This is a genomic window from Pseudobutyrivibrio xylanivorans DSM 14809 (genome assembly GCF_900141825.1).
Taxonomy (GTDB): domain Bacteria; phylum Bacillota; class Clostridia; order Lachnospirales; family Lachnospiraceae; genus Pseudobutyrivibrio; species Pseudobutyrivibrio xylanivorans.
The window spans coordinates 73,612-95,403 of sequence record NZ_FQYQ01000010.1 but is presented as its reverse complement, the minus strand read 5'-3'; the positions used below and the strand labels follow the sequence as shown (position 1 = coordinate 95,403).

The following is a 21,792-nucleotide window of genomic DNA, read 5'->3' as shown; positions in this document are numbered from 1 at the left end:
AGGAGCTGCCCCTAGTACGAGAGGACCGGGGTGGACGGACCACTGGTGTATCAGCTGTCGACCAACGGCATAGCTGAGTAGCCAAGTCTGGACGGGATAAACGCTGAAGGCATCTAAGCGTGAAGCCCCCCTCAAGATGAGATATCCCCTCCTTCAAGGAGATAAGATCCCTTAAAGACGATAAGGTAGATAGGTTCAAGGTGTAAGTGCGGTAACGCATTCAGCTGATGAATACTAATAGATCGAAGGTTTATTCTAAGGAAAAGATATGTAGTATAATTCTTGTAATCTGTATGAAGTTTTGAGGTTGCTATGATGACATAGTTCTAAACTCCAGCAAGCTTTGGCTTGCTTTTTTAGAAAATATATATGGCGAGATAGCTCAGTTGGCTAGAGCACGCGGTTCATACCCGCGGTGTCGAGGGTTCGAATCCCCCTCTCGCTACTATGTGTGTGTAGCTCAGCTGGATAGAGCACTTGGCTACGGACCAAGGTGTCGGGAGTTCGAATCTTCTCACGCACGCTAAATAAAAATCACTGAACGGTAGGGTTCAGTGATTTTTTTTATCTTGCCAAAAGCTTCTCAAGATTTTCCACAGCAATCTCATGATTAACCACCTGTACAGCGCTCATGCCACATTCCTTTGCGGCTTTGCAATTATCAAGTCTGTCATCAAGGAAGACACATTCCTCGGGGATGAGATTATACTCTTTTATAATTTCTTTATAAATTGCATGGTCAGGCTTAATCAGGTTAACCTTGTAAGAAAAAACTCCGCCATCCAAGATTGGTAAGAAATCCAACTGTTTTGTTGCACATTCTTTTACATGGTGAGACCAGTTTGATAAGAATAGAAGCTGGTAGCCTCTGTTTTTTAGGTCGTGAAGCCAGTCTTTAGTAAAATCATATTGCCACAGTGCATCACCAAGATTATCCCAGAAAAGCTTCACTTCTTTTTCTAATTCAGGTATGTCCCTGGTAAATAGTGCAAGAAGTTCATCTTCTGAAATAACACCTCTATCTACTTCATCCCAATGTCTGAAAATATTCTCTTTTAGCTTAGTAACAAGAGCTTCATCACCATCAAAAAGTTCCATCATATACATAGTCCAGTCGTATCCAATTAGTACGCCACCAATATCAAAAATAATAGTTTTAATCATTTTTCTTCCTCCAATATTAATTAGATAGATTATACCATTAGAATTATTGCATAGCCACAGGTCTTTATTTTTGTGAAAAATGCTTTGAATGGATTTGATAAAAAATATCTAATTTCGATATAAATTTGATATTGATTCTCCTAAGCTATAGCTATAGTTCATGTTTTGAAGGAGGAGAAAATGACATGAAAAAGGGAAAATGGTTTAATGCCGTTGCATTGGCAATGTCTGCTGCTATGGCTATGACAAGTGTGCCAATGGGGGTACAGGCAAAATCAAGTAATTCCTTCGCCGACAAGTATTCCGATGAAGGCTATAGTCTTGTTTGGAATGACGAGTTCGAGGGAGATTCACTTAACACATCAGACTGGAACGTTGAGCAGCACGAACCAGGTTGGGTAAACTCTGAGCTTCAGAGATACACAGCGCTTGATGAGGGAAATATCGAGGTTAAGAACGGAAAGTTATCATTAAAGCCACACGTTACTGAGGCAGAGACTTCAGATGGAGTTGATGAGGAGACAGCAGAGGAGAAGATTACAAATGTTTCGTTTGATTTTGATTTTAGTGCAGAGGATTCACGCAGTATTGCTCTTCAAGTAAATTTTGGTAAGATTTCATCTCTTGGAGATGCAGGTGTAGCACCAGCTACAGTTAAGGTTTCAAACATTTCTCTTATAGATACAACAGACGATGTTCAGGTTCTTTCAGATACAGATTTTAAGAACGGAGAATGGAACTGTGGATTTAACAGCCCAGGTGAGGGTTCTTGCTCCTTCGAGGATGGCAAGGCAGTCATCGAGATTAAGAATTCTGGTGATGAAAATTGGCATATCCAGCTTCAGCAGTCAGGTATAGAGCTTAAGAAGGATCATCACTATTCATTCTCTATGGAGGCAGCAGCATCAGCAGACAGAGGTGTAGAAGTAAGCGTACTTGATCCAGACAATGGTTGGGCATGGTATGGCGGAACAACAGCTACTATCGAAGGCTCTGCGTTAGCAGGTGGTTCATCATCGGCTGGTAAGAGAGAAATCACTTCTGGACGTATCACAACACAGAACAAGCACGACTTTACATATGGTAGATTCGAAGCCAGAGCAAAGGTTCCTACAGGAAAAGGATACTTACCAGCATTCTGGCTCATGGCAACAGATGAGGGACTTTACGGCCAGTGGCCAAAATGTGGCGAGATCGACATCATGGAGGTAATGGGCCAGGATACATCAAAGTCTTATCATACAATTCATTATGGTTACAGTGCGGGAAGTGGCCATAAGGAGAATCAGGGCAGCAAGACATTGAGGGAGAATGACTTCGCTGATGAATATCATGTTTTCAGAATGGATTGGGAGCCAGGAAAGATTACATGGTATGTGGATGATGAGCAGGTTTACACAACTAACGACTGGTACACAGGCGCAGATGAGTCAAGCCAGCTCACATATCCAGCCCCATTTGATCAGGATTTCTACGTTATCTTAAACCTTGCGGTAGGTGGAAGCTGGGTAGGATATCCTACTGACGAAGTATATGAGCACATGAATAATGACAGCTATGATGTTGATTATGTTCGTGTATATCAGAAGTCAGAAGAAGAGTATGCCAAGGAAGAGGCTAAGTGTAAGCGCCCTGAGAAGGAGCCAGTAACTTACAGAGAGCCAGATGAGGAAGGCAACTATGTAATTAATGGTGATTTCTCAAAGGATATCGCTTTTGATGGAGCAGAGGACGCTGACAAGGACAACTGGGTACTTCACCTTGAGAGTGATGCTAAGGACTCTACATACAAAGTAAAGAACAATAAAATTAAAATCACACCATCTGATGTTGGTTCACAGAATCACAGTGTACAGCTTAAGCAGGCTGGCATCCCAATGTATAAGGGATGGGAGTATGAGCTTACTTTCGATGCTGTAGCAGATGAAGATAGAGAAATGATTGTTGACGTTGAAGGTCCAGACAGAGGATGGACACGTTACATGCAGGATACATCTGTAAAGGTTGGCACAAAGAAACAGTCTTACACATACACATTCACAATGAATGACAAGACTGATCCTAACACAGCACTTGAGTTCAACTTTGGAAAGCAGAAGTCAACAGCACCTGTTACTATTTCAAATGTTAAGCTTGTTCATAAGTCAGGCGAGACAGTTGATGATGGTGACTTAAAGGAAATTCGCTCAGATGGAAATTACATCTACAACGGTGGCTTTGATCAGGGCGAGGGCAGACTTGGATATTGGGATATTGATGACAATGACAAGGACGCAGTTTCAGTTACAAATAAGAAGAATTCACGTATGCTCAAGGTGGTTGCACCTAAGGGCACAAGTGCAAAGAAGCCAATCGTAATCAGCCAGGGTGAGCTTTCACCAATTTCAGCTGGTCAGTACGAAATCAGCTTTGATGCTTATACAGAAAACGGTGATGCAGATGGTATTACAGTAGAGGTAGCAGGACAGAGCGTAACACCTGAGCTTACAGATTCACTTAAGCACTTTGCAAAGAAGGTTGTAGTAGAGAAGAACTTAAGCCGTAGCGAGTCAAATGTAGAGCTTCGTTTTACAAAGCCAGGCACATATTATCTTGATAATGTATTCTTCACAGAAGCAGCTCTTATCAAGAATGGTTCATTTAATGCAGGCATTGCGGGTTTTAGCCCATACATTTATGATTCCGTAAATGCGAATTACGTTATCGATAACATGAACGGTAACGATAACACATTTGCTATGACAATCGAAGATACAGTTGCAGAAACAGATGACAACTGCTGGTATGTACAGCTCAATCAGGATGGAGTAAATCTTGAGAAGGGTAAGACATACAAGGTTTCATTCAGAGCAAAGTCTTCTATCAACAGAGTAATCAAGTACTCTCTTCAGGAATTTGAAGGTGCTTGGACAAACTACAGCGGCACAGGTTCTGTAGAAATTGGCCCAGAGTGGAAGACATTTACACACACATTCACAATGGAGAATGAGACAGATTCTAATACAAGATTCAACATCACAATGGGATCTGTAGACGGAATCAGAATTACAGAAAAGCATGACGTTTATATTGACGATATCGAGTTAGTAGAGGTAGATGGTGATGAGCCAGTACCAGCGCCAGCTCCAGGTGAGTCAGGAGAGCCAGCTCCAGTTGAGCCAAGTCCAAGCAACCCAACAGACCCAGAGCCAATTGTTGAGCCTACTCCAGTTCCAACACCAGAAGTAACACCTACACCAGAGCCAACTCCAGAGGTTAAGCCAACACCAACCCCTGAAGTAAAGCCAACACCAAAGCCAGCACCTACACCTGAGCAGGTTATCACTGTAATTAAGAAGGTAGTAAAGGTAGTTGTTAAAGTGGTTAAGCGTATTATCGACTGGATATTTAAGCTTTTCCCATAAACTTTTCATAAATCGTAAAACCTATTAAAGTACAAAAACCTAATAAAACCCCATTTCTAGTATGCAGCAGGTGATGAAATAATTACCTGCTGTATTTTTTTACACAGATTTTACTGCAATACACAAAAGATTCATAGAAAACTGAAGGTTATATATTGCAAAACATTAGCAGGGTGGGTATTATCTGTAACAGTTGGGAGATATGTTCAAGGAGGTATGAGATGAACATGAAGAAGTTTTTAGCTGTTGCATTATCTGTAGTTGTTGTAGGCGGAATCGCTGCTCCAACAATTGTTTCTAATGCAGAAGGCCTTACACAGGCTGCTAGCCCAGATGAGGTTAATTATGGAATAGTAACTAAGGATGATTTAACAATTTTAAAGAGTTTATTTGACTTAGAGTATTATATGGCTGAAAATCCTGACATCGTTGAGTTGATTGGAACAGATCCAGACAAGTTATTTGAACACTTCTATACATGTGGTATTTTTGAAGGACGTACATGTAACTCAAACTTTGATCCAGCTGCTTATGCATCTGCTTACTCAGATGTAAAGGAAGCATTCGGACTTGATATTATTAGATACTATAGACAATACGCAACTGTAGGTTTAGTTGAGAATAGAACTCTTACAACAATGGAGATGTGTGCAAGAGCTGGTATTACAGTAACTACATTAAGTGAGGAGCCAGTCAAAATTACACCTAATGTCTATTTCCTTGCATCTAGTATGGGAACAAAGGACTTTAAGACTGTAAATGCTGCAGTAGAAAGAGCTCATGTTCAGCAGAAGATGGCAGTTGTTGAGACATCTACAGGTACATACGTAATTAGTAGTAGCAAGGATGTAGAGAAGCTTAAGGGCTTTACAGCTATAGGAACAGTTAAGGCTGGTGATGCTACTCTTACATATTATGTATATGATAATTCTACAGGTACTGCAGTCTATGATGGAGATATTGCAGTAGAAGGATCTGTTGTAGTATTTAAGACTAGTGATGCTGTTGAGGTTACAAGTTCTGATTATAAGGGAAATATTTCGATTGATGTAGGCACTTATACTCAGGAATTAAGTAAAGAAATAGAAAATGAGATTTCAACTGGTAAACATACAAGCAATATGCGATTTACTAGTGGAGAAAATCCACATAGTGGCCTCTATGCTACAACAAAACATTATCCAGATGTAGAAGATGGAGATAATATTCTTGCGATGGATGTGGCTGCAGGATATATGAGTGGTGCAACTTCAAATCATCCTACATACGGCCCTGTTGGCCCTAATGTGGTTTCTGAAGTGTATCATGTTGGTGGAACAATTGATGATGAGGGACATAAGACACCTGTACCATATGAGGTATGTACAGATGAATACTATCAGTATCTTACAGATAATAATATTTCTACTGGTACTCATGGTTATAGAAATAATGGAGAGCGTCTTTCTACTGGTCATATTAGTACAATGTGGGTAGATACCAAGGGTGATGCTGATACAGAGTACACAGTTTGTGCAGGTGTTGAGCAGGAAGGCAACTCAAAGGATGTAACAATTGGAATTTATAATGAGGAGTCTGGCACATATATGTATGGATCAATTCAGATTCCAAATGCATCACAGAGTTCAACATCATCTGGTTCATCATCTACTCAAGATTAATAATTTTTAATAAAAGAAATAATCAAAAGGCGGCAGGTAAGCAATTACCTGCTGCTTTTTCATATGTCGGCAGAGGAGCCTGGTAGAATAGAGATATTCCGTTGAGGAATATCTCTATTCTTTTTATGAATGATATATACCTCTATAATTTCTTGAATCTGTCATAGGCAGAATGTACACTAAAGTGTCTAGTAATATTGAGGTAATTTATAAGAGGTATTCTTTTTTGAAATATAGTTTAAAACGCATTTTACAATTGATTCCAATACTTATTGCAATCACGTTTTTGTCTTTTGCTATGATGCGACTGGCTGGTTCCGATGTTGTAGAGCAAAAAATGCTGAATACAGGACAGGTAGTCACAGAGGCACAGCTTCAGGCGGCGAAGGCAGAGCTTGGATTGGATAAGCCTTTCTTAATTCAATATTGTGTGTGGTTTGGAAAGCTTCTCCATGGTGACATGGGAGTGAGTTACGTGTCAGGAAAGGATGTTTTTGAGACATTCATTTCAAAGCTTCCAGCTACACTATTTCTTACAGTTACATCTATTTTACTTACCATAGTAATATCAATCCCTTTAGGCATCATTTCCGCAGTTTACAAAAATAAATTTTGGGATTATTTAATAAGGTTCATCAGCTTTATTGGCAACAGTATGCCAAACTTTTTCGTATCCCTTGTGCTGATGTATTTTCTAGGTATCCGATTAGGTTGGTTCCCAATCATTTCCAAGGATATGAGCTTATCGGCTGTAGCTATGCCTACTTTCACTTTAGCTATCGCCATGAGCGCAAAATATCTTCGTCAGGTAAGAGCTACAGTTCTCGATGAGCTTAGCAAGGATTATATATTGGGAGCAAAATCCCGTGGTGTGAAGTTTTCCGTGATTCTATGGAAGAGTGTTATGAGAGAGTGTCTGGTTACTATCATTACCCTGCTTGCACTTTCAATAGGAAGTCTGCTTGGTGGTACTGCCATTGTAGAATCCATCTTCATGTGGGATGGTGTTGGCAAGATGGCTGTTGATGCCATCAACATGCGTGATTATCCAATCATCCAGGCTTATGTAATGTGGATGGCTATTATCTATGTGACAGTCAATCTGATTACAGATTTATCCTACAGGCTGTTAGACCCACGAATCAGATTGGAGGACACATGTAATGAATAAGAAGCCTACTAAAAAACTTATCGTATTTACGATATTGGCAGCCGCTCTGATTCTTGTGTCCATATTTGCTGACAGGCTATGTCCATATAATCCTTATGCACAGGATTTGTCACTTAGCTACAATGCCCCATCAGCGGAGCATCTTATGGGAACAGATACATATGGCAGGGATATGTTTTCACGAATCATCATCGGTGCCAGAGCCAGTATTTTATCAACCTTAGCGCTGGTTGCTATTATCACAATGTTTGGTACGGCTGTAGGCGTTATATGCGGTTATTTTGGGGGCAGGGTTGATTCAGTGGTTATGCGCATATCTGATTTATTCCTTGCCTTCCCTGGGCTTGTATTCGCCCTTGCAGTGGCTGCCCTTTTAGGTGGAGGAATTATTAATGCGGTTTTCGCACTGGCTGTTATCAGCTGGCCAAAATATTCGAGAGTGGCACGAAGTCAGACATTATCAGTGAAGGCTTTGTCATTTATTCAGGCAGCAAGGCTGGCAGGAGATAGTCCAGTACAGATTATTGTTCGTCACATCTTGCCAAACATACTTGGACCAATTTTGGTTACATCAATGCTTGATATAGGAACAATGATGATGGAGCTTGCAGGCCTTTCCTTTTTAGGACTTGGAGCCCAGCCACCAATAGCAGAGTGGGGAAGCATGATGTCAAATGGACGAAGCATGCTACAGACATACCCATGGGTGGTGCTTTCGCCGGGATTTGCAATTTTCGTCTCGGTAGTAATTTTTAATTTATTGGGTGATACGGTCAGGGATTATTTAGATCCTAAGTAACCGCTCGATATAGAGAAAGGAGTATTGATAATATGAAAGGATTAAAGAAGTCAGTTGCATTTGTTATGGCTATGGCGCTTACAGTAGCTGCATTTACAGGCTGTGGTGCAGCAAAGTCTGAGTCAGGCTCAGATACAGCACAGGTAATAGATGGCAAAAAGACATTCACATTTGGAGACACAACATTTAATGCAGAAAACGAGGAGGCAAACATCGACCCACACGATACTTATTGTGGATGGGCATGCATCCGTTACGGCATTGGAGAGACATTATTTAAATTCAACGACAATATGGAGCTTGAGCCATGGGTGGCAGAGAGCTATGAAAATATAGATGAGCTTACATGGCAGATTGTTATTAAGGATGGAGTTACATTCTCAAATGGCAAGACTGTTGATGCAGCAGCTGTAAAGGCTTGCATCGAGGATCTTGTAGCTGTTCATGAAAGAGCAGCAGGCGACCTTGCTATTGATACAATAGAGGCTGATGGTCAGACTCTTACAATTAAGACAACTACACCAAAGCCTACACTTATTAATTACCTTTGCGATCCTTATGGATGCGTAATAGATGTTGAGGAAGGAAATGCTGATGGTATCGTTGTGGGCACAGGTCCATTTGTATGTACAGAGCTTGTTACAAGTGACCATCTTAAGCTTGTAAAGAATGAGAATTACTGGAATGGTGATGTAAAGATTGATGAGGCTACAGTCCTTACAATCTCTGACGGAGATACACTTGCACTTGCACTTCAGAATGGCGATATTGATGCAGCTTATGGAATGGCATATGCAAACTATCCATTATTTGAAAATGATGATTATGTATTCACAGGTACACCTACAAGTCGTGCTTTCTATTGCCAGATGAACTACAACTCACCTGTAATTAAGGATGATGCAGTTCGCCAGGCACTTGCTATGGGTATCGACAAAGAGGGATTCGTAAATACGTTATTAAATGGTTATGGCTATGTTGGCGTTGGCGCCTTCCCAGATAACTTCACTTTTGGTGGAGATGTAGTTAAGACAGACAGCTATGACCCAGAAGCAGCAAAGACTCTTTTAGAGGAAGCAGGCTGGGTAGATACAGATGGAGATGGAATCCGTGAGAAGGATGGCCAGACTCTTACTATCAGATGGATTAGTTACCCTAGCCGTCAGGAGCTTCCACTCCTTGCAGAGAGTGCTCAGGCAACTCTTAAGGATATCGGTTTTGATATCCAGCTTAACGTTACAGCAGACCACGGAACAATCGTAGCAGAGAAGGATACATGGGATGTATATGCAGCAGCCTTCGTTACCTGTGGAATTGGCGACCCAATGTATTTCTTCACAACACACTGCTTAGATGATTCATCAAAGAACCGTGGCTCATATCACAGCGATGAGATCCAGAAGCTTGCAGAGGAAATGAACTCTACATTTGATGCAGATGCCAGAGGTGATATTGCAATCAAGATGCAGCAGCAGATTCTTGATGACAACGCATTTATATTCTGTTCATTCCTTCGCATGAGCATGATTACAAAATCAAACGTAACAGGACTTGTAGCACACCCAAGTGATTACTATGAGTTCACAGCAGATTTAGATATCGAATAATATGGATTCATTATTAACTTACGAAAATGTAGAAATCTCCTTCGAGAAGTGCCCCGTTATTCACAATATTAGCTTCTCTTTACATGAGGGAGAAATACTGGCTCTGGTAGGCGAATCAGGTAGTGGTAAAAGTACACTGATTCGCTCTGCACTGGGCTTGTTAAATGATAATGGAAAAGTTACCGGGGGAAAGATTAGTTATAAAGGCACGAACCTTTTATCCCTGCGTGAAAGAGAGATGCGTCAGATTCGTGGCGCTGAAATTGGAATGATTTTTCAGGATGCTAAAGGCTCACTTTGCCCAATTAGAACCATTGGGGATCAGATACTTGAAAGTATTGCTGCCCATAAAAATATAAATAAGGCTGATGCAAAATCCAAAGCTTTAGAGTTATTTGAAAAGCTAAATTTCAAGAATCCAGAAAAGCTGTGGAATAGTTATCCATTTGAGCTTTCTGGTGGTATGAACCAAAGAGCGGCTATTGCAATTACAATGCTTTTAAATCCATCGATTCTTTTGGCAGATGAACCTACCAGCGCACTTGATGTGGCAGTTCAAAAGCAGGTTGTGGAAGAGATACTTGCTCTTAGAGAACTATTTGGATCAGCCATAATTATTGTTACACATGACATCAGCGTGGCATCTGCTATGGCTGACACGGTCATTGTTCTGAAGGATGGACATATGATGGAGTATGGTCCCGCAAAGGAAATTCTTCATAATCCAACAAATGATTACACCAAGATGTTACTGTCAGCAGTACCAAGACTTAAGAGACGTCAGGAGATTGTCTAATGGACGAGATGATTACTGTTAATAATGTTAGTAAAAATTTCATAAGTCGTGGAAACTCTGACACACTTGCATTAAAGGGAGTTTCCTTCTCTCTTGAACATGGTGAGACTCTTGGTATCGTGGGTGAGTCAGGAAGTGGCAAAAGTACAGTAGCAAAGCTGATTACAGGCCTTATTTCACCTACAAAAGGCGAGATTCGTATATGCGATAATGATATCCAAAGGCAGAAGGGTGAGAACCCACTGGAGCTTTACAGCAAAATACAGATGGTTTTCCAAAATCCAGTAGAGTCCTTTAATCCAAGAAAGACTCTTGGCTATAGTATAGGAGAGTCTCTGAGAAACAGAGGCTTTTCTGCATCTGCAGCATCTACAATGGTGGCTGAGCTCTTGGAAAAGGTAGGACTTACAGCAGAGTTTGCTACTAAATATCCGCATCAGGTAAGTGGTGGTCAGTGTCAGCGAGCTGCGATTGCCAGAGCTCTTGCGGTGGAACCTAACATTTTAGTTTGTGATGAAGCTACCAGCGCCCTGGATGTTACCGTTCAAAAGCAGATTATGGAGCTTTTGGATGAGCTCCGTAAAACAAGAGATTTAAGCATAATTTTTATCTGCCATAATCTAGCGCTGGTTCAGAGCTTTTGTGACAGAGTAATAGTGCTTTATGATGGGGTGATTGTTGAGCAGGGAAGGCCTAATGACATCATCAATAATCCACAAGCTGAGTACACTAAGTCTTTAGTGGACTCTATCCTATAACTGTGGTTGGGAATAATAGACAGGTGTGGTATACTTCAAGCAATATGAACGCAGATTTAACAAAAGAAAATAAAGCCTATTGGCTGCAGCGCGCAGCAGGCTATTCGGAAGTTAATAAAGAAGAATTGTCAGGCGCCCAAAGAAATACTTGGACGTCTTTTTTGACTAAGGAGATTACAGCAGCATTTCCTGATAAGGCACCAGCTGATATCAACATTATAGATATTGGCGCAGGCCCAGGGTTCCTCTCTATCATTCTTGCAGAGGCGGGATATAAGGTCACAGCATATGATTTCGCTGAGACTATGATAGAAGAAGCAAGAGCCAATGCTGGTGGGTTTGCAAATCAGATTCATTTTGTTCAAGGGGATGCTATGAATCTTGATTTTGAGGATGGTAGCTTTGATGTAGTAATCTCTAGAAATCTTACATGGAATCTTCCAGACCCAGCAAAGGCATATCAGCATTGGACCAGAGTATTGCGTTCAGGAGGTCTCATGATGGTATTTGATGCCAATTGGTACAGATATCTTATTGATGAAGATAAGCGTGCCGCATATGTTGAAGATCGTCAGAATGTTGCTGAGGAGGGCTATGGCGATTACAACATTGGAGAGAATTTCGACAAGATGGAAGTCATCGCTGGCAAAATGCCGCTAACGGCCAAGCTTCGTCCTCAGTGGGATTTGGAATATCTTACAGAATTAAATGTTGGACAGGTATTTGTTCAGGAGGACGTAGGCCAGCTTGTATATTCAAAAAAAGAACTGGTTAATTATAAATCTACACCACTGTTTATGGTGAAGTTAGTTAGGAAATAATAATGGGTGAGTTACATCATATTGCCTTTGAGGATGAGGCAGATAACATAAAGGAGAAAGTAGAGTGCTATTGGACGAAGCGTGCAGATAGTTTCTTTGAGCTCCGTCATGATGAAATTGAAAGTAATAAGGCAGCGCGTTGGGCGGGAGAGATTGAAAAGCTCCTTCCACAGGGTAAAAGCCTTAAGATATTAGACGTTGGTTGTGGTGCCGGCTTTTTTGAAATCATTCTTGGAAGGATGGGACATCAGGTTACAGGAATTGATCTTACTGAGGAAATGATTACAAAGGCCAATGAGATGATTCGTATTTACGGATTGGATTCAACTCATGCCACTGCAGTAGTAGGTGATGCAGAGTCGCTTGATTTTGAAGATGAGACCTTTGATGTGGTAATTACCCGTAATCTCACTTGGACATTGCCACACCCTATAGAGGCTTATGGTGAGTGGAATCGTGTGCTGAAAAAGGGCGGTATTCTCATTAATTTTGATGCTGAATATGCCAAGGGCGCTCATAATCTGAAGAGTCCTGAGAATCTTGCTCACAGCAAAATTTCAGACAGCATGAAAGATGAATGTCATAACATCTATCACATGTTGACAATCAGTACTCTTGACAGACCTCAGTGGGATAAAGAGGTTCTATTACGAAAAGGTTACGAAAATGTTGCAGTTGACATTGGATTTGGAAGCCGCATTTTTGTCGAGCATGATGAGTTTTACATACCTGATAAGATGTTTTGTATAACGGGTCGCAAGGCTTGATATTGCTGAATTTTATACAATAATACACACCCTGTGTATTAGGCTAGTTGCAACTAACTCAAAATACAAGAAAAATACAATTTTGTGAAAAAATTATGAAAAAATTTCTTGCAGAAACGGTTTACACGTGTTATAGTACTTATCGTACTAGCGAAAAGCTAATACCAAATTTTTCATAACTCAGCGACCAAGGGCAACTTTGGTCGCACTCCCCGATAACAACGCCAGCGAATAACTCGCTGGCTTTTTTTATACATATAAGCTACTATATAAAAATGTAAGGGAATTTTTAAGAGGTAAATAATTAATGAGTGAAGTAAAAGTAATTGAAATTGGAGAGAGCGTCTTCGCTGAAAACGAAGCTGCTGCCGCAGCCATTCGTCAGCAGATGAAAGATCAGGGCACATTTTTTGTAAATGTAATGTCAGGCCCTGGCTCAGGAAAGACTACCACGCTTTCTGCTATTATTAACAGAATGAAGGATAAGTATAAGATTGGTGAGATGGATGTGGATATCGAGACCAGCATTGATGCACAGCGTGTAGCTGATGCTACAGGTGTGGAGTCTATTCAGATTCACAACATGGGACTTTGCCATATCGATGCTGATATGACCAGCCGTGCTCTTATGGAGTACGACACAAAGGACTTAGATCTTCTTATATTGGAAAACATTGGTAATCTTGTTTGCCCAGCAGAGTTTGATGTAGGTGCAAATAAGAATCTTATGCTTTTATCAGTTCCAGAGGGGGATGATAAGCCTCTTAAGTATCCACTTATGTTTGAAATAAGTGATGTTGTTCTTATTAATAAGATTGATACACTGGATTATTTTGATTTTAGCAAGGAAAAAGTTACAGAAAGAATATTGAAGCTGAACCCAAATGCAAAGATTTTCTTTGTAAGCGGTAAGACTGGTGAAGGCTTGGATGATGTTATTGCATGGCTTGAAGAGGAGATTGCCAGGGCAAAGGCGTAATTTTTAGGGCTCAAGGGAATTTCCCTTGGGCTTTTTGTGTACATAGGAGAATATATAATGAATTATCAACAGAAGAACATGACAAGGGCGGAGTATGAAGACTTTCTTTCTGTTGCAAGTGGCGAAAAGCCGGCTGAGCTTGTGCTAAAGAATGTAAAGTATCTGAATGTTTTTACGAATCAGTTTCACGAAGGGGATGTAGCTATTGCCTATGGAACATTTGCAGGAATTGGAAGCTATACGGGGGAAAAGGAAATTGATTTAACTGGAAAGACGATTGTTCCAGGTTTTATTGATTCTCATATTCATATTGAAAGTACTACTGTAATTCCGGAGATTTTTGCCCAAGAGGCGTTAAAACATGGCACAACTGCTATTCTTACGGATCCACACGAAATAGCTAATGTTATGGGTATCGATGGAATAAATCTTATGCTGGAGGCTACAGAAAGCCTTCCTATGGATGTATTTTTCATGCTTCCATCTTGCGTGCCATCCTGTGAATTCGATGAGTCCTCTACTACTATTTTGGCGGAGGATATGGAACCTTTATATAAAAATAAACGTGTCCGTGGAATAGCTGAGATGATGGACGTTAATGGCGTGGTTTCCCGAAAAAAGACTGTTATCGATAAGACATATGGTGCGATTTTAAATGATGTGCTTATAGATGGTCATGCTCCTGGTGTTACTGGAAAGCAGTTGATGGGATATGCAGCTGCAGGAGTTCTGTCAGATCATGAGTGCACTGGTCTAGAAGAAGCACTGGAAAAGCTTGGCCTTGGAATGTGGATTATGATTCGCGAGGGTACAGCTGCTCAGAATTTAGAGGCACTGATTAACCTTTGTAAAGAGCCGTATGCCAGTCATTGTATGTTCTGTACTGATGATAGACATATAAATGACATTATGGACCACGGCCATATTGATAACATAATACGAAAGGCTATAAAATTGGGCGCTGAGCCTGCGGTTGCGTATAAGATGGCGTCTTTCACTGCAGGCAGTTATTTTGGATTACGTGACAGAGGTGCTATTGCACCAGGTTTTTTAGCTGATTTTGTAGTACTAAACGATGTGAAGGGCGTAGATATTCACAGTGTATATAAGGCAGGCAATGAGCTTACAGACGATTATTTGGTGAAACACTGCAAGAGCAACATTTCAGAAGAACTAAGGAAAAAGGCTTCTGACAGCTTTCATATGCCAAAAATTACTGCACAGATGTTAAATGTTGAAAATGAGATTCCAGTTCTTGGAATAGTAGACGGCCAGCTGTATACCACAAGAGAAGGTATGGCCAGAGAAATAAATGTAGAGGATGATGTTTTAAAGGCCGTTGTTGTTGAACGCCATAACAATACAGGCCATGTTGGCGTAGGGTTTATTAAGGGATATGGTTTAAAAAATGGCGCGATAGTTACTTCAGTTGCTCATGACAGTCATAATATTATCGCCATCGGAACCTCGGATGAGGATATTGCAGCTGGTATTAATGCGCTTAAAGAAATAAACGGGGGAGCACTTGTTTATAGTGATGGAAAGGTTCAGGCGTCTTATTCTATGCCAGTGGCAGGATTGATGAGTTGTGAGTCAGCAGAAAGCGCAAAAGAAAAGCTGGTTGAGATACATGATGCTGCCTATGCTACTGGGGTGCGTAAGGGGATAGATCCGTTTATGACTTTGAGTTTTACAGCGCTTCCAGTAATTCCAAATCTTAGAATAACTACATTTGGAGTTGTGGATGTAGAGGAATGGAAAATAGCAGAATAAATCAATAATTTTATTGGCCTGTGGTATATCCACAGGCTTTTTTGTTGTTCACAAACATTTCACAGGAAAACATCTTTTCAAATGTGAATTGTTTGTGTTATATTTTCACCGTCAATTAAGTTTTCACACATTTTTTATAATTCCATTGTATATTGGTTATGCTCACTTTTTTATGTGAGAATCACAGGGTTGAATGTGAAAGGAGTTTTGGTTTTATGAAATTGTTTAAGAAGATTGCTAGTATAGCACTTGTGTTGACACTTATGGTTACTACATTTGCAGTTTCACCTAGCCTTACCGCCGAGGCTAAAGCAGCTAGCGCATCTGGTGTTGCAATTGGTAGTGTTTTAATACAGGGAGGCAATGTAGCTGTTGCTTCTCAGGGAACAGCAGCTTCAGATGATGGTATGTATCATCTAGTTGCTTCTGACGTAAATCAGGTTGCACCTGCTGGAACAGATGTGGCACAGACAGCCGTATCTGCAGCAGCAACGTTTTCAGTACCTCTTTCAAAAGGAACTGCAAATTCAATGCTTTATAAGAAATTTACTGTTTGCGTTATGTCAGGTGGCGCACTTAAGGCAGTGTCGAACAGTATGTATATTACTAATCCAGAGGCATGTGCAACACTTGCTCCAGGCCGTATGGATTTTGGAAAGAAGGGTATTCTTCCTGAGTTGTTAAAGTCTGTTGCTGATAAGAATCAGCCAGCAGCACTTGGTGCAAAGCAGGTTAATTTAAATATTCCTATTTCTCAGATTAATAGACTTGCTGGATATGATTATTCAGTAATGAAATACAACAGACTTGGTATGCAGGTTAATGTAATCATTCTTATTGATGGTGCTTCACCACAGGAATATATTAATCCATATTCTTATGACGGTTTAGGTGCTCACAATTACTACGGAATGAACGCTAACACAGCAGAGGGTATTGCAGCACTTCAGAATGCAGCATCTTCCCTTGCAAGACATTATGCTGGAACAGGTCATGGTCAGGTAGATAACTTCATCATTGGTAATGAGGTAAATGCTTGGTGGCTTTGGAACTACATGAACTGTGGTTCAAACGATGTGTTCATGCAGGAATACGCTAAGGCATTCCGTATTATGTACAACGGCATCAAGTCAGAAAATGCTACAGCAAATGTTTACACATGTATCGATCACCAGTGGTCAAGAGCAGAGGCTTCTTATTACATTTCAGGTAAGGAGTTCCTTACAAAGCTTAATACAATTATTAAGAGTGAAGGAAACGTAGATTGGAGAGTTGCAGTGCATCCATATAATGCTCCACTTTATGCTCCAAGAGCATGGGAGACATCAAAGAACGTTTCGCACAGCCAGAGTACTCCATACGTTACAGTTGCAAATATAGATGTTTTGACAGATTTCTTATGTACACCAGATATGCTTTCATCAACGGGCGCAGTTAGATCTGTAAAGCTTTCAGAGGTTGGATATGTAAGTCATGAAGGCGAAGCACTTCAGGCAGCATCACTTGTATATGCAAATCTGGTGGCAGAAAACAATAGATATGTTGATGGATTGATTATCACTCGTGAGGTGGATCACCCAGAGGAGTTGGCACAGGGGCTTTCTTATGGACTTTGTAATTTAGACGGTTCCCAGAAGATGGGATATGCATTCTATCAGAATCCAACATCTCCAGATATTATCGCACAGGCAAGTGCAGCAGCAGGTGTTGATCTTACATCACTTATCACACCTCGATAATTAAATAGTAAATAGCTACTCATGGAGTTAGCTCCATGAGTAGTTCTATGATATAGGCAATGTTACTGTGAATAGTAAAAGGTTTTTTAGGAAGGAAATTATAGGTAATATGAAAGTTTTCAAGAGAATCGCGAGTGCTATTGTTGCTCTAGCACTTGTTGTAACAATGTTTGCTGGGGCGCCTAGCCTCACAGTAGAGGCAGCCAGTGGAGTGGCTATTGGAGGAGCTGTTATTGAAGGCGGCAATGTTGTAGTTGCAGCTTCAGGACAGACAGCATCTGATGATGGAATTTATCACCTTATTGCATCTGACCCAAATCAGGCAGGTAATACAGGCATGGAGGTTGCACAGGCTCCTGTGGCAGCTTCAGCAAACTTTTCATTCCCTTTAAATAAGAATTCAGCTGAGTCTGTTCTTTTTAAGAAGTTTACAGTCTGTGTTATGAAGGGCGGAGCTCTTACAGCAGCATCAAACAGCATGTACATCACAAATCCTGAGGCATGCGGTTCACGTGCAGTTGCAAGAATGGACAATGGTAAGAAGGGTATTCTTACAGATGCCAGCATGGATAACCTTGGAATGCGTACACTTGCAGACCTCGGTGTAAAGCAGGCAACAGTTTCACTTCCACTTTCAAAGATTTCAGGCGGTAGTGGTGTTCCTTATGTTTACAACGGAAAAACATATAACTTTGATACACGTTACATTACAGCATTTGATAATTACCTTGGTCGTCTAAATTCGCAGGGTGTTCAGGTTACAATGATTCTTCTTGTGGACCAGGCTTCACAGCAGGAGTTCATCAACCCATATGCATACAATGGTCTTGGCGCTCATAATTACTATGGTCTTAATGCAAATACAACTGAAGGTATTGAGTTACTTGCAGCAGCTGGTTCATTCATTGCCCAGAGATGGCTTACACGTTCATATTTTGGAATGAATGCAAGAGTAGATAATTTTATCATTGGTAACGAGGTTAATGCTTGGAATGAGTGGAACTACATGAGCTGTGGTGGAAATCTTCCAGTATATACTCAGGAGTATGCTAATGCATTCCGCGTTCTTTACAACGCAATCAAGTCAGAAAACGCAAATGCTAATGTATATATTTGTACAGATCATCACTGGGCTCTTAACGAGAGAACAGTTCATGGATCAAAGGCATTTATCACTCAGTTTAACAACTACATTAGAAGCCAGGGAAATATTGATTGGAGACTTGCATTCCATGCATACAATTATCCAATGACATCAGCTACACCATGGGTTGCAACAGCTAACATTCAGCGTAGCCAGAACACAAGATTTGTATCAGTTTACAATATTGATGTAGTAACTGATTTCCTCAGCCAGCCAGAATTACTTTCACCATCCGGTGCAGTACGTACTGTAAAGCTTTCAGAGCAGGGGTACACTTCATCACAGGGTGAAGATATTCAGTGTGCGGCTATTACATACGCAATGCTTGTTGTAAATAATAATAGTCACATTGACGGTTTCATTCTTTCACGCGAGAAAGATGATCCAGTAATCGAAGTACCACAGGGCTTAGCATTCGGTCTTATGAGATATGGCAACACACAGAAGCCTTCATACGAGTTCTACAAGCATGCTGGTGAACCAGATTATGTAGCAAAAGCAAACGCAATGGTTGGTGTAGATTTAAATACACTTATCGCACCTAGATAAATTAAGGGCTACTATGTTACGGCGTTTAAGCCGTACATAGTAGCTTTTTGTATATAATGCACGAATGTTTTAATTGTAATTTGTCGTAAAAAGCGAAAAACGTAAAGTATATTGACGTAACCAGATGGTTACGTTATGATTTTATCATGAACTGGAAACGTTACCAGAAACGTTTCCAAGAATAACATGGATTAGGCCCCATGTAAAAAGCAATATGCTCTACGGAAGGAAAACAAATGACAATCAAAGATATAGCTAAACTGGCAGGGGTCAGCGTTAGCACGGTTTCGCGTGTACTAAACGATCACCCAGATGTCAGTGAAACAGCAAAGGAAAAGGTACTTGCTGTTGTTAATGAATACAATTACATACCAAATACCAGTGCAAGAGATTTAGGAAAATCTTCTTCAGACAACATTGGACTGGTGGTAAGAGGTATTTCAAACCCATTCTACACAAAGATTATTACTGAGATTGCTGACAAGATTGAGAAGGCTGGCTACACAATGGTGATGCAGCAGATTGGTACTTCAGATGATGAAATCTTAGCAGCAGCTAGAATGGAAAGAGATAAACGACTTCTTGGAATTATTTTTCTTGGAGGAAGACTTAATTACACTAAGGAGCAGGTCTCGGCTATAAATGTGCCATTTGTTTGCTGTACCTTTAATAATCAGTACGGAACACTGGATAAATCAGATTATTCAAGTGTTTGCATAGATGATAATCAGGCTGCTTATGAAGCTGTAGAGTATCTTTTCAAAGAGGGACACAGAAGAATTGCAGTTCTTCTGTCTGGTCCGGATGATGGCTCAGTTAGCCAGGTAAGATTTGCAGGCTATGAAAGAGCACTTAATGATTTTGGTATAGAACTTGATGAGAATCTCATCATTCCTATAAATAGTTACAACATTGCTGATGCCTATGAGGGCATGAAAGCATGGTTAAAAAAGAATAACGACTTTTCGGCAGTATTTGCTATCTCGGATAACATGGCTATGGGCGCTATGAAAGCCCTTAGAGAGGCGGGAATATCAATACCAAAAGATGTTGCTGTAATCGGTATCGATGGTATTGAGGCTTCTGAGTATATGAATCCGGTATTGAGCACTCTCTGTCAGCCTATGGAAGAAATGGGTGATGAGGCGGTAAAGCTTGTGGTTGATATCATTAAAGGTAAAAAGAATCATAAGCACATCTTACTGTCTACCACGTTACGAGAAGGTGAGTCCTTCCGAGAAGTTTAAAAATTGGTTTTAACATTCCTATCGAATATAGGGATGAGAAACATAAAATTTTAAACTTCAAAAAGGAGAGTGTAAGAAATGAAGAGAAAGAGAGTATTGGCACTGGGGTTAATCGCAATGATGGCAACTGCAACATTTGCAGGTTGTGGTTCAAGCGCTTCAGGAGATTCAGCAGGGGATTCTGCATCAACTGATGGAGCAAGTGGAAAGGTTTATTACCTTAACTTCAAGCCAGAGGCAGATGAGGCTTGGCAGGAGATTGCTAAGCAGTACACAGAAGAGACAGGTGTTCCTGTAACAGTTATTACTGCAGCTTCTGGTACATATGAGGAGACACTTTCATCTGAAATCGTAAAGGATGAGGCTCCTACATTATTCCAGGTTAATGGCCCTGTAGGTCTTGCAAACTGGGCAGATTATTGCTATGACCTTAAGGATTCATCACTTTACAATGAGCTTACAAGCGATTCATTCGCACTTTACAATGATGATGCGGTTGCAGGTATCGCATACGTTATCGAGTCATACGGTATCATCACAAACACAAAGCTTCTTGAGCAGGCTGGTTACACACTTGAGGATATTCAGAGCTTTGATGATTTAAAGAAAGTTGCAGAGGATATTACAGCTCGCAAGGATGAGCTTGGATTCGCAGCATTTACATCAGCAGGTATGGATGGTTCTTCTGACTGGAGATTCAAGACACACCTTGCAAACCTTCCAATTTACTTCGAATATCAGGATAAGGGTATTGATTCTACAGACGCTATCGAGGGCAAGTACCTTGATAACTACAAGGCAATTTGGGATCTCTACATCAATAACGCTACATGCAAGCCAGCTGACCTTGCTGGAAAGACAGGCGATGATGCTGAGAACGAATTCGCTGACAGACAGGCTGTATTTTATCAGAATGGTTCTTGGGAGTATGCAAACCTTACAGATAAGGGCATGACAGATGATGAGCTCGCTATGATCCCTATCTATGTTGGTGCTGGCGATGAGAAGAATCAGGGTCTTTGCACAGGTACAGAGAACTTCTGGTGTGTAAACTCAGAGGCTTCTGAGGAAGATATTCAGGCAACAATTGATTTCCTTACATGGATGGTAACATCTGATGCAGGTACAAAGATGCTTTCTGAGCAGATTGGTGTTATTCCTTTCAAGAAGGCAGCAGATACAACAAACCTTTTCGTTCTTAATGATAGAGCATACACAGAGGCAGGCAAGACTCCAGTTTCTTGGAACTTTACAACAATGCCATCTGAGGAGTGGAAGAACGGTGTAGGTTCAGCTCTTACAGCTTATGCAGCAGGTACAGGTTCATGGGACGATGTTGTTACAGCATTCGTTGATGGTTGGGCTTCAGAGTACGCTGCAAGTCACTAATTTTATACTGATGTAAACTGCCTG

General features: G+C 40.7%; 16 protein-coding genes, 2 tRNA genes and 1 rRNA gene. 18 read left to right on the top strand and 1 reads right to left on the bottom strand.

What is annotated here, in order from left to right; genetic code table 11:
* The 3 genes from BUA88_RS09175 to BUA88_RS09165 all read left to right on the top strand — a co-directional run.
* Nucleotides 1–258: ribosomal RNA gene (locus tag BUA88_RS09175) — 23S ribosomal RNA — on the top strand; the annotation flags it as partial.
* Nucleotides 259–371: 113 nt separating this feature from the next.
* Nucleotides 372–445 (top strand) — tRNA-Met (locus BUA88_RS09170).
* 4 nt (nucleotides 446–449) lie between these two features.
* A tRNA-Arg gene (locus BUA88_RS09165) sits at nucleotides 450–523 on the top strand.
* Between the two features lie 41 nt (nucleotides 524–564).
* On the opposite strand, the gene BUA88_RS09160 is transcribed toward BUA88_RS09165, so the two are convergent.
* Nucleotides 565–1,164, bottom strand: coding sequence for an HAD family hydrolase (locus BUA88_RS09160; RefSeq protein ID WP_072916509.1), 600 nt, complete (start codon nucleotides 1,162–1,164; stop codon nucleotides 565–567).
* Between the two features lie 185 nt (nucleotides 1,165–1,349).
* On the opposite strand from BUA88_RS09160, the gene BUA88_RS15920 reads away from it, so the two are divergent.
* The 15 genes from BUA88_RS15920 to BUA88_RS09065 all read left to right on the top strand — a co-directional run bounded on the left by BUA88_RS15920 (nucleotide 1,350) and on the right by BUA88_RS09065 (nucleotide 21,768).
* Nucleotides 1,350–4,568 carry a carbohydrate binding domain-containing protein gene (locus BUA88_RS15920; protein ID WP_083572456.1) on the top strand — a complete coding sequence of 1,073 codons (3,219 nt, stop codon included), beginning with the start codon at nucleotides 1,350–1,352 and terminating at the stop codon, nucleotides 4,566–4,568.
* 227 nt (nucleotides 4,569–4,795) lie between these two features.
* Complete coding sequence (locus BUA88_RS09130) at nucleotides 4,796–6,229, top strand: hypothetical protein (RefSeq protein ID WP_143151415.1); 1,434 nt, start codon at nucleotides 4,796–4,798, stop codon at nucleotides 6,227–6,229.
* A 226-nt stretch (nucleotides 6,230–6,455) separates the two neighbouring features.
* Nucleotides 6,456–7,400 carry a nickel ABC transporter permease gene (gene nikB / locus BUA88_RS09125; RefSeq protein WP_072916500.1) on the top strand — a complete coding sequence of 315 codons (945 nt, stop codon included), beginning with the start codon at nucleotides 6,456–6,458 and terminating at the stop codon, nucleotides 7,398–7,400.
* The gene (gene nikC, locus BUA88_RS09120; protein ID WP_072916496.1) at nucleotides 7,393–8,199 is read left to right on the top strand and encodes a nickel transporter permease; all 807 of its coding nucleotides are present in this window, start codon (nucleotides 7,393–7,395) and stop codon (nucleotides 8,197–8,199) included. The genes nikB and nikC overlap by 8 nt, the downstream gene beginning before the upstream one ends.
* Nucleotides 8,200–8,231: 32 nt before the next feature.
* Nucleotides 8,232–9,806, top strand: coding sequence for an ABC transporter substrate-binding protein (locus BUA88_RS09115; protein WP_072916492.1), 1,575 nt, complete (start codon nucleotides 8,232–8,234; stop codon nucleotides 9,804–9,806).
* A 1-nt stretch (nucleotide 9,807) separates the two neighbouring features.
* Entirely contained in the window at nucleotides 9,808–10,602 is a 795-nt protein-coding gene (locus BUA88_RS09110) for an ABC transporter ATP-binding protein (RefSeq protein WP_072916487.1), read from the top strand.
* Nucleotides 10,602–11,360 (top strand): ABC transporter ATP-binding protein, encoded by a 759-nt coding sequence (locus BUA88_RS09105; RefSeq protein WP_072916484.1) that lies wholly within the window; start codon nucleotides 10,602–10,604, stop codon nucleotides 11,358–11,360. Before BUA88_RS09110 ends, BUA88_RS09105 begins: the two co-directional genes overlap by 1 nt.
* Before the next feature lie 44 nt (nucleotides 11,361–11,404).
* On the top strand, nucleotides 11,405–12,181 hold the full coding sequence (locus tag BUA88_RS09100) for a class I SAM-dependent methyltransferase (RefSeq protein WP_072916481.1): 777 nt from the start codon (nucleotides 11,405–11,407) through the stop codon (nucleotides 12,179–12,181).
* Between the two features lie 2 nt (nucleotides 12,182–12,183).
* Nucleotides 12,184–12,948, top strand: a complete 765-nt coding sequence (locus BUA88_RS09095; protein WP_072916477.1) for a class I SAM-dependent methyltransferase — start codon at nucleotides 12,184–12,186, stop codon at nucleotides 12,946–12,948.
* Nucleotides 12,949–13,255: 307 nt separating this feature from the next.
* On the top strand, nucleotides 13,256–13,927 hold the full coding sequence (gene hypB / locus BUA88_RS09090) for a hydrogenase nickel incorporation protein HypB (RefSeq protein WP_072916472.1): 672 nt from the start codon (nucleotides 13,256–13,258) through the stop codon (nucleotides 13,925–13,927).
* Between the two features lie 57 nt (nucleotides 13,928–13,984).
* Nucleotides 13,985–15,700 carry an adenine deaminase gene (gene ade / locus BUA88_RS09085; RefSeq protein ID WP_083572454.1) on the top strand — a complete coding sequence of 572 codons (1,716 nt, stop codon included), beginning with the start codon at nucleotides 13,985–13,987 and terminating at the stop codon, nucleotides 15,698–15,700.
* Between the two features lie 215 nt (nucleotides 15,701–15,915).
* Nucleotides 15,916–17,439 (top strand): DUF5722 domain-containing protein, encoded by a 1,524-nt coding sequence (locus tag BUA88_RS09080; RefSeq protein WP_072916469.1) that lies wholly within the window; start codon nucleotides 15,916–15,918, stop codon nucleotides 17,437–17,439.
* A 109-nt stretch (nucleotides 17,440–17,548) separates the two neighbouring features.
* Nucleotides 17,549–19,132 carry a DUF5722 domain-containing protein gene (locus BUA88_RS09075; protein WP_072916465.1) on the top strand — a complete coding sequence of 528 codons (1,584 nt, stop codon included), beginning with the start codon at nucleotides 17,549–17,551 and terminating at the stop codon, nucleotides 19,130–19,132.
* A 236-nt stretch (nucleotides 19,133–19,368) separates the two neighbouring features.
* On the top strand, nucleotides 19,369–20,379 hold the full coding sequence (locus BUA88_RS09070) for a LacI family DNA-binding transcriptional regulator (protein ID WP_072916462.1): 1,011 nt from the start codon (nucleotides 19,369–19,371) through the stop codon (nucleotides 20,377–20,379).
* A gap of 78 nt (nucleotides 20,380–20,457) precedes the next feature.
* Complete coding sequence (locus BUA88_RS09065; RefSeq protein ID WP_072916456.1) at nucleotides 20,458–21,768, top strand: ABC transporter substrate-binding protein; 1,311 nt, start codon at nucleotides 20,458–20,460, stop codon at nucleotides 21,766–21,768.
* Nucleotides 21,769–21,792 lie beyond the last annotated feature (24 nt).

Excerpts from the sequence above, each read along its gene's own strand:
- BUA88_RS09095 (WP_072916477.1), top strand. The coding sequence starts at position 12,184 with ATGGGTGAGTTACATCATATTGCCTTTGAGGATGAGGCAGATAACATA.
- hypB (WP_072916472.1), top strand. The coding sequence starts at position 13,256 with ATGAGTGAAGTAAAAGTAATTGAAATTGGAGAGAGCGTCTTCGCTGAA.
- BUA88_RS09110 (WP_072916487.1), top strand. The coding sequence starts at position 9,808 with ATGGATTCATTATTAACTTACGAAAATGTAGAAATCTCCTTCGAGAAG.
- ade (WP_083572454.1), top strand. The coding sequence starts at position 13,985 with ATGAATTATCAACAGAAGAACATGACAAGGGCGGAGTATGAAGACTTT.
- BUA88_RS15920 (WP_083572456.1), top strand. The coding sequence starts at position 1,350 with ATGAAAAAGGGAAAATGGTTTAATGCCGTTGCATTGGCAATGTCTGCT.
- BUA88_RS09100 (WP_072916481.1), top strand. The coding sequence starts at position 11,405 with ATGAACGCAGATTTAACAAAAGAAAATAAAGCCTATTGGCTGCAGCGC.
- BUA88_RS09065 (WP_072916456.1), top strand. The coding sequence starts at position 20,458 with ATGAAGAGAAAGAGAGTATTGGCACTGGGGTTAATCGCAATGATGGCA.
- BUA88_RS09160 (WP_072916509.1), bottom strand. The coding sequence starts at position 1,164 with ATGATTAAAACTATTATTTTTGATATTGGTGGCGTACTAATTGGATAC.
- nikC (WP_072916496.1), top strand. The coding sequence starts at position 7,393 with ATGAATAAGAAGCCTACTAAAAAACTTATCGTATTTACGATATTGGCA.
- BUA88_RS09105 (WP_072916484.1), top strand. The coding sequence starts at position 10,602 with ATGGACGAGATGATTACTGTTAATAATGTTAGTAAAAATTTCATAAGT.
- BUA88_RS09130 (WP_143151415.1), top strand. The coding sequence starts at position 4,796 with ATGAAGAAGTTTTTAGCTGTTGCATTATCTGTAGTTGTTGTAGGCGGA.
- BUA88_RS09075 (WP_072916465.1), top strand. The coding sequence starts at position 17,549 with ATGAAAGTTTTCAAGAGAATCGCGAGTGCTATTGTTGCTCTAGCACTT.
- BUA88_RS09115 (WP_072916492.1), top strand. The coding sequence starts at position 8,232 with ATGAAAGGATTAAAGAAGTCAGTTGCATTTGTTATGGCTATGGCGCTT.
- BUA88_RS09080 (WP_072916469.1), top strand. The coding sequence starts at position 15,916 with ATGAAATTGTTTAAGAAGATTGCTAGTATAGCACTTGTGTTGACACTT.
- BUA88_RS09070 (WP_072916462.1), top strand. The coding sequence starts at position 19,369 with ATGACAATCAAAGATATAGCTAAACTGGCAGGGGTCAGCGTTAGCACG.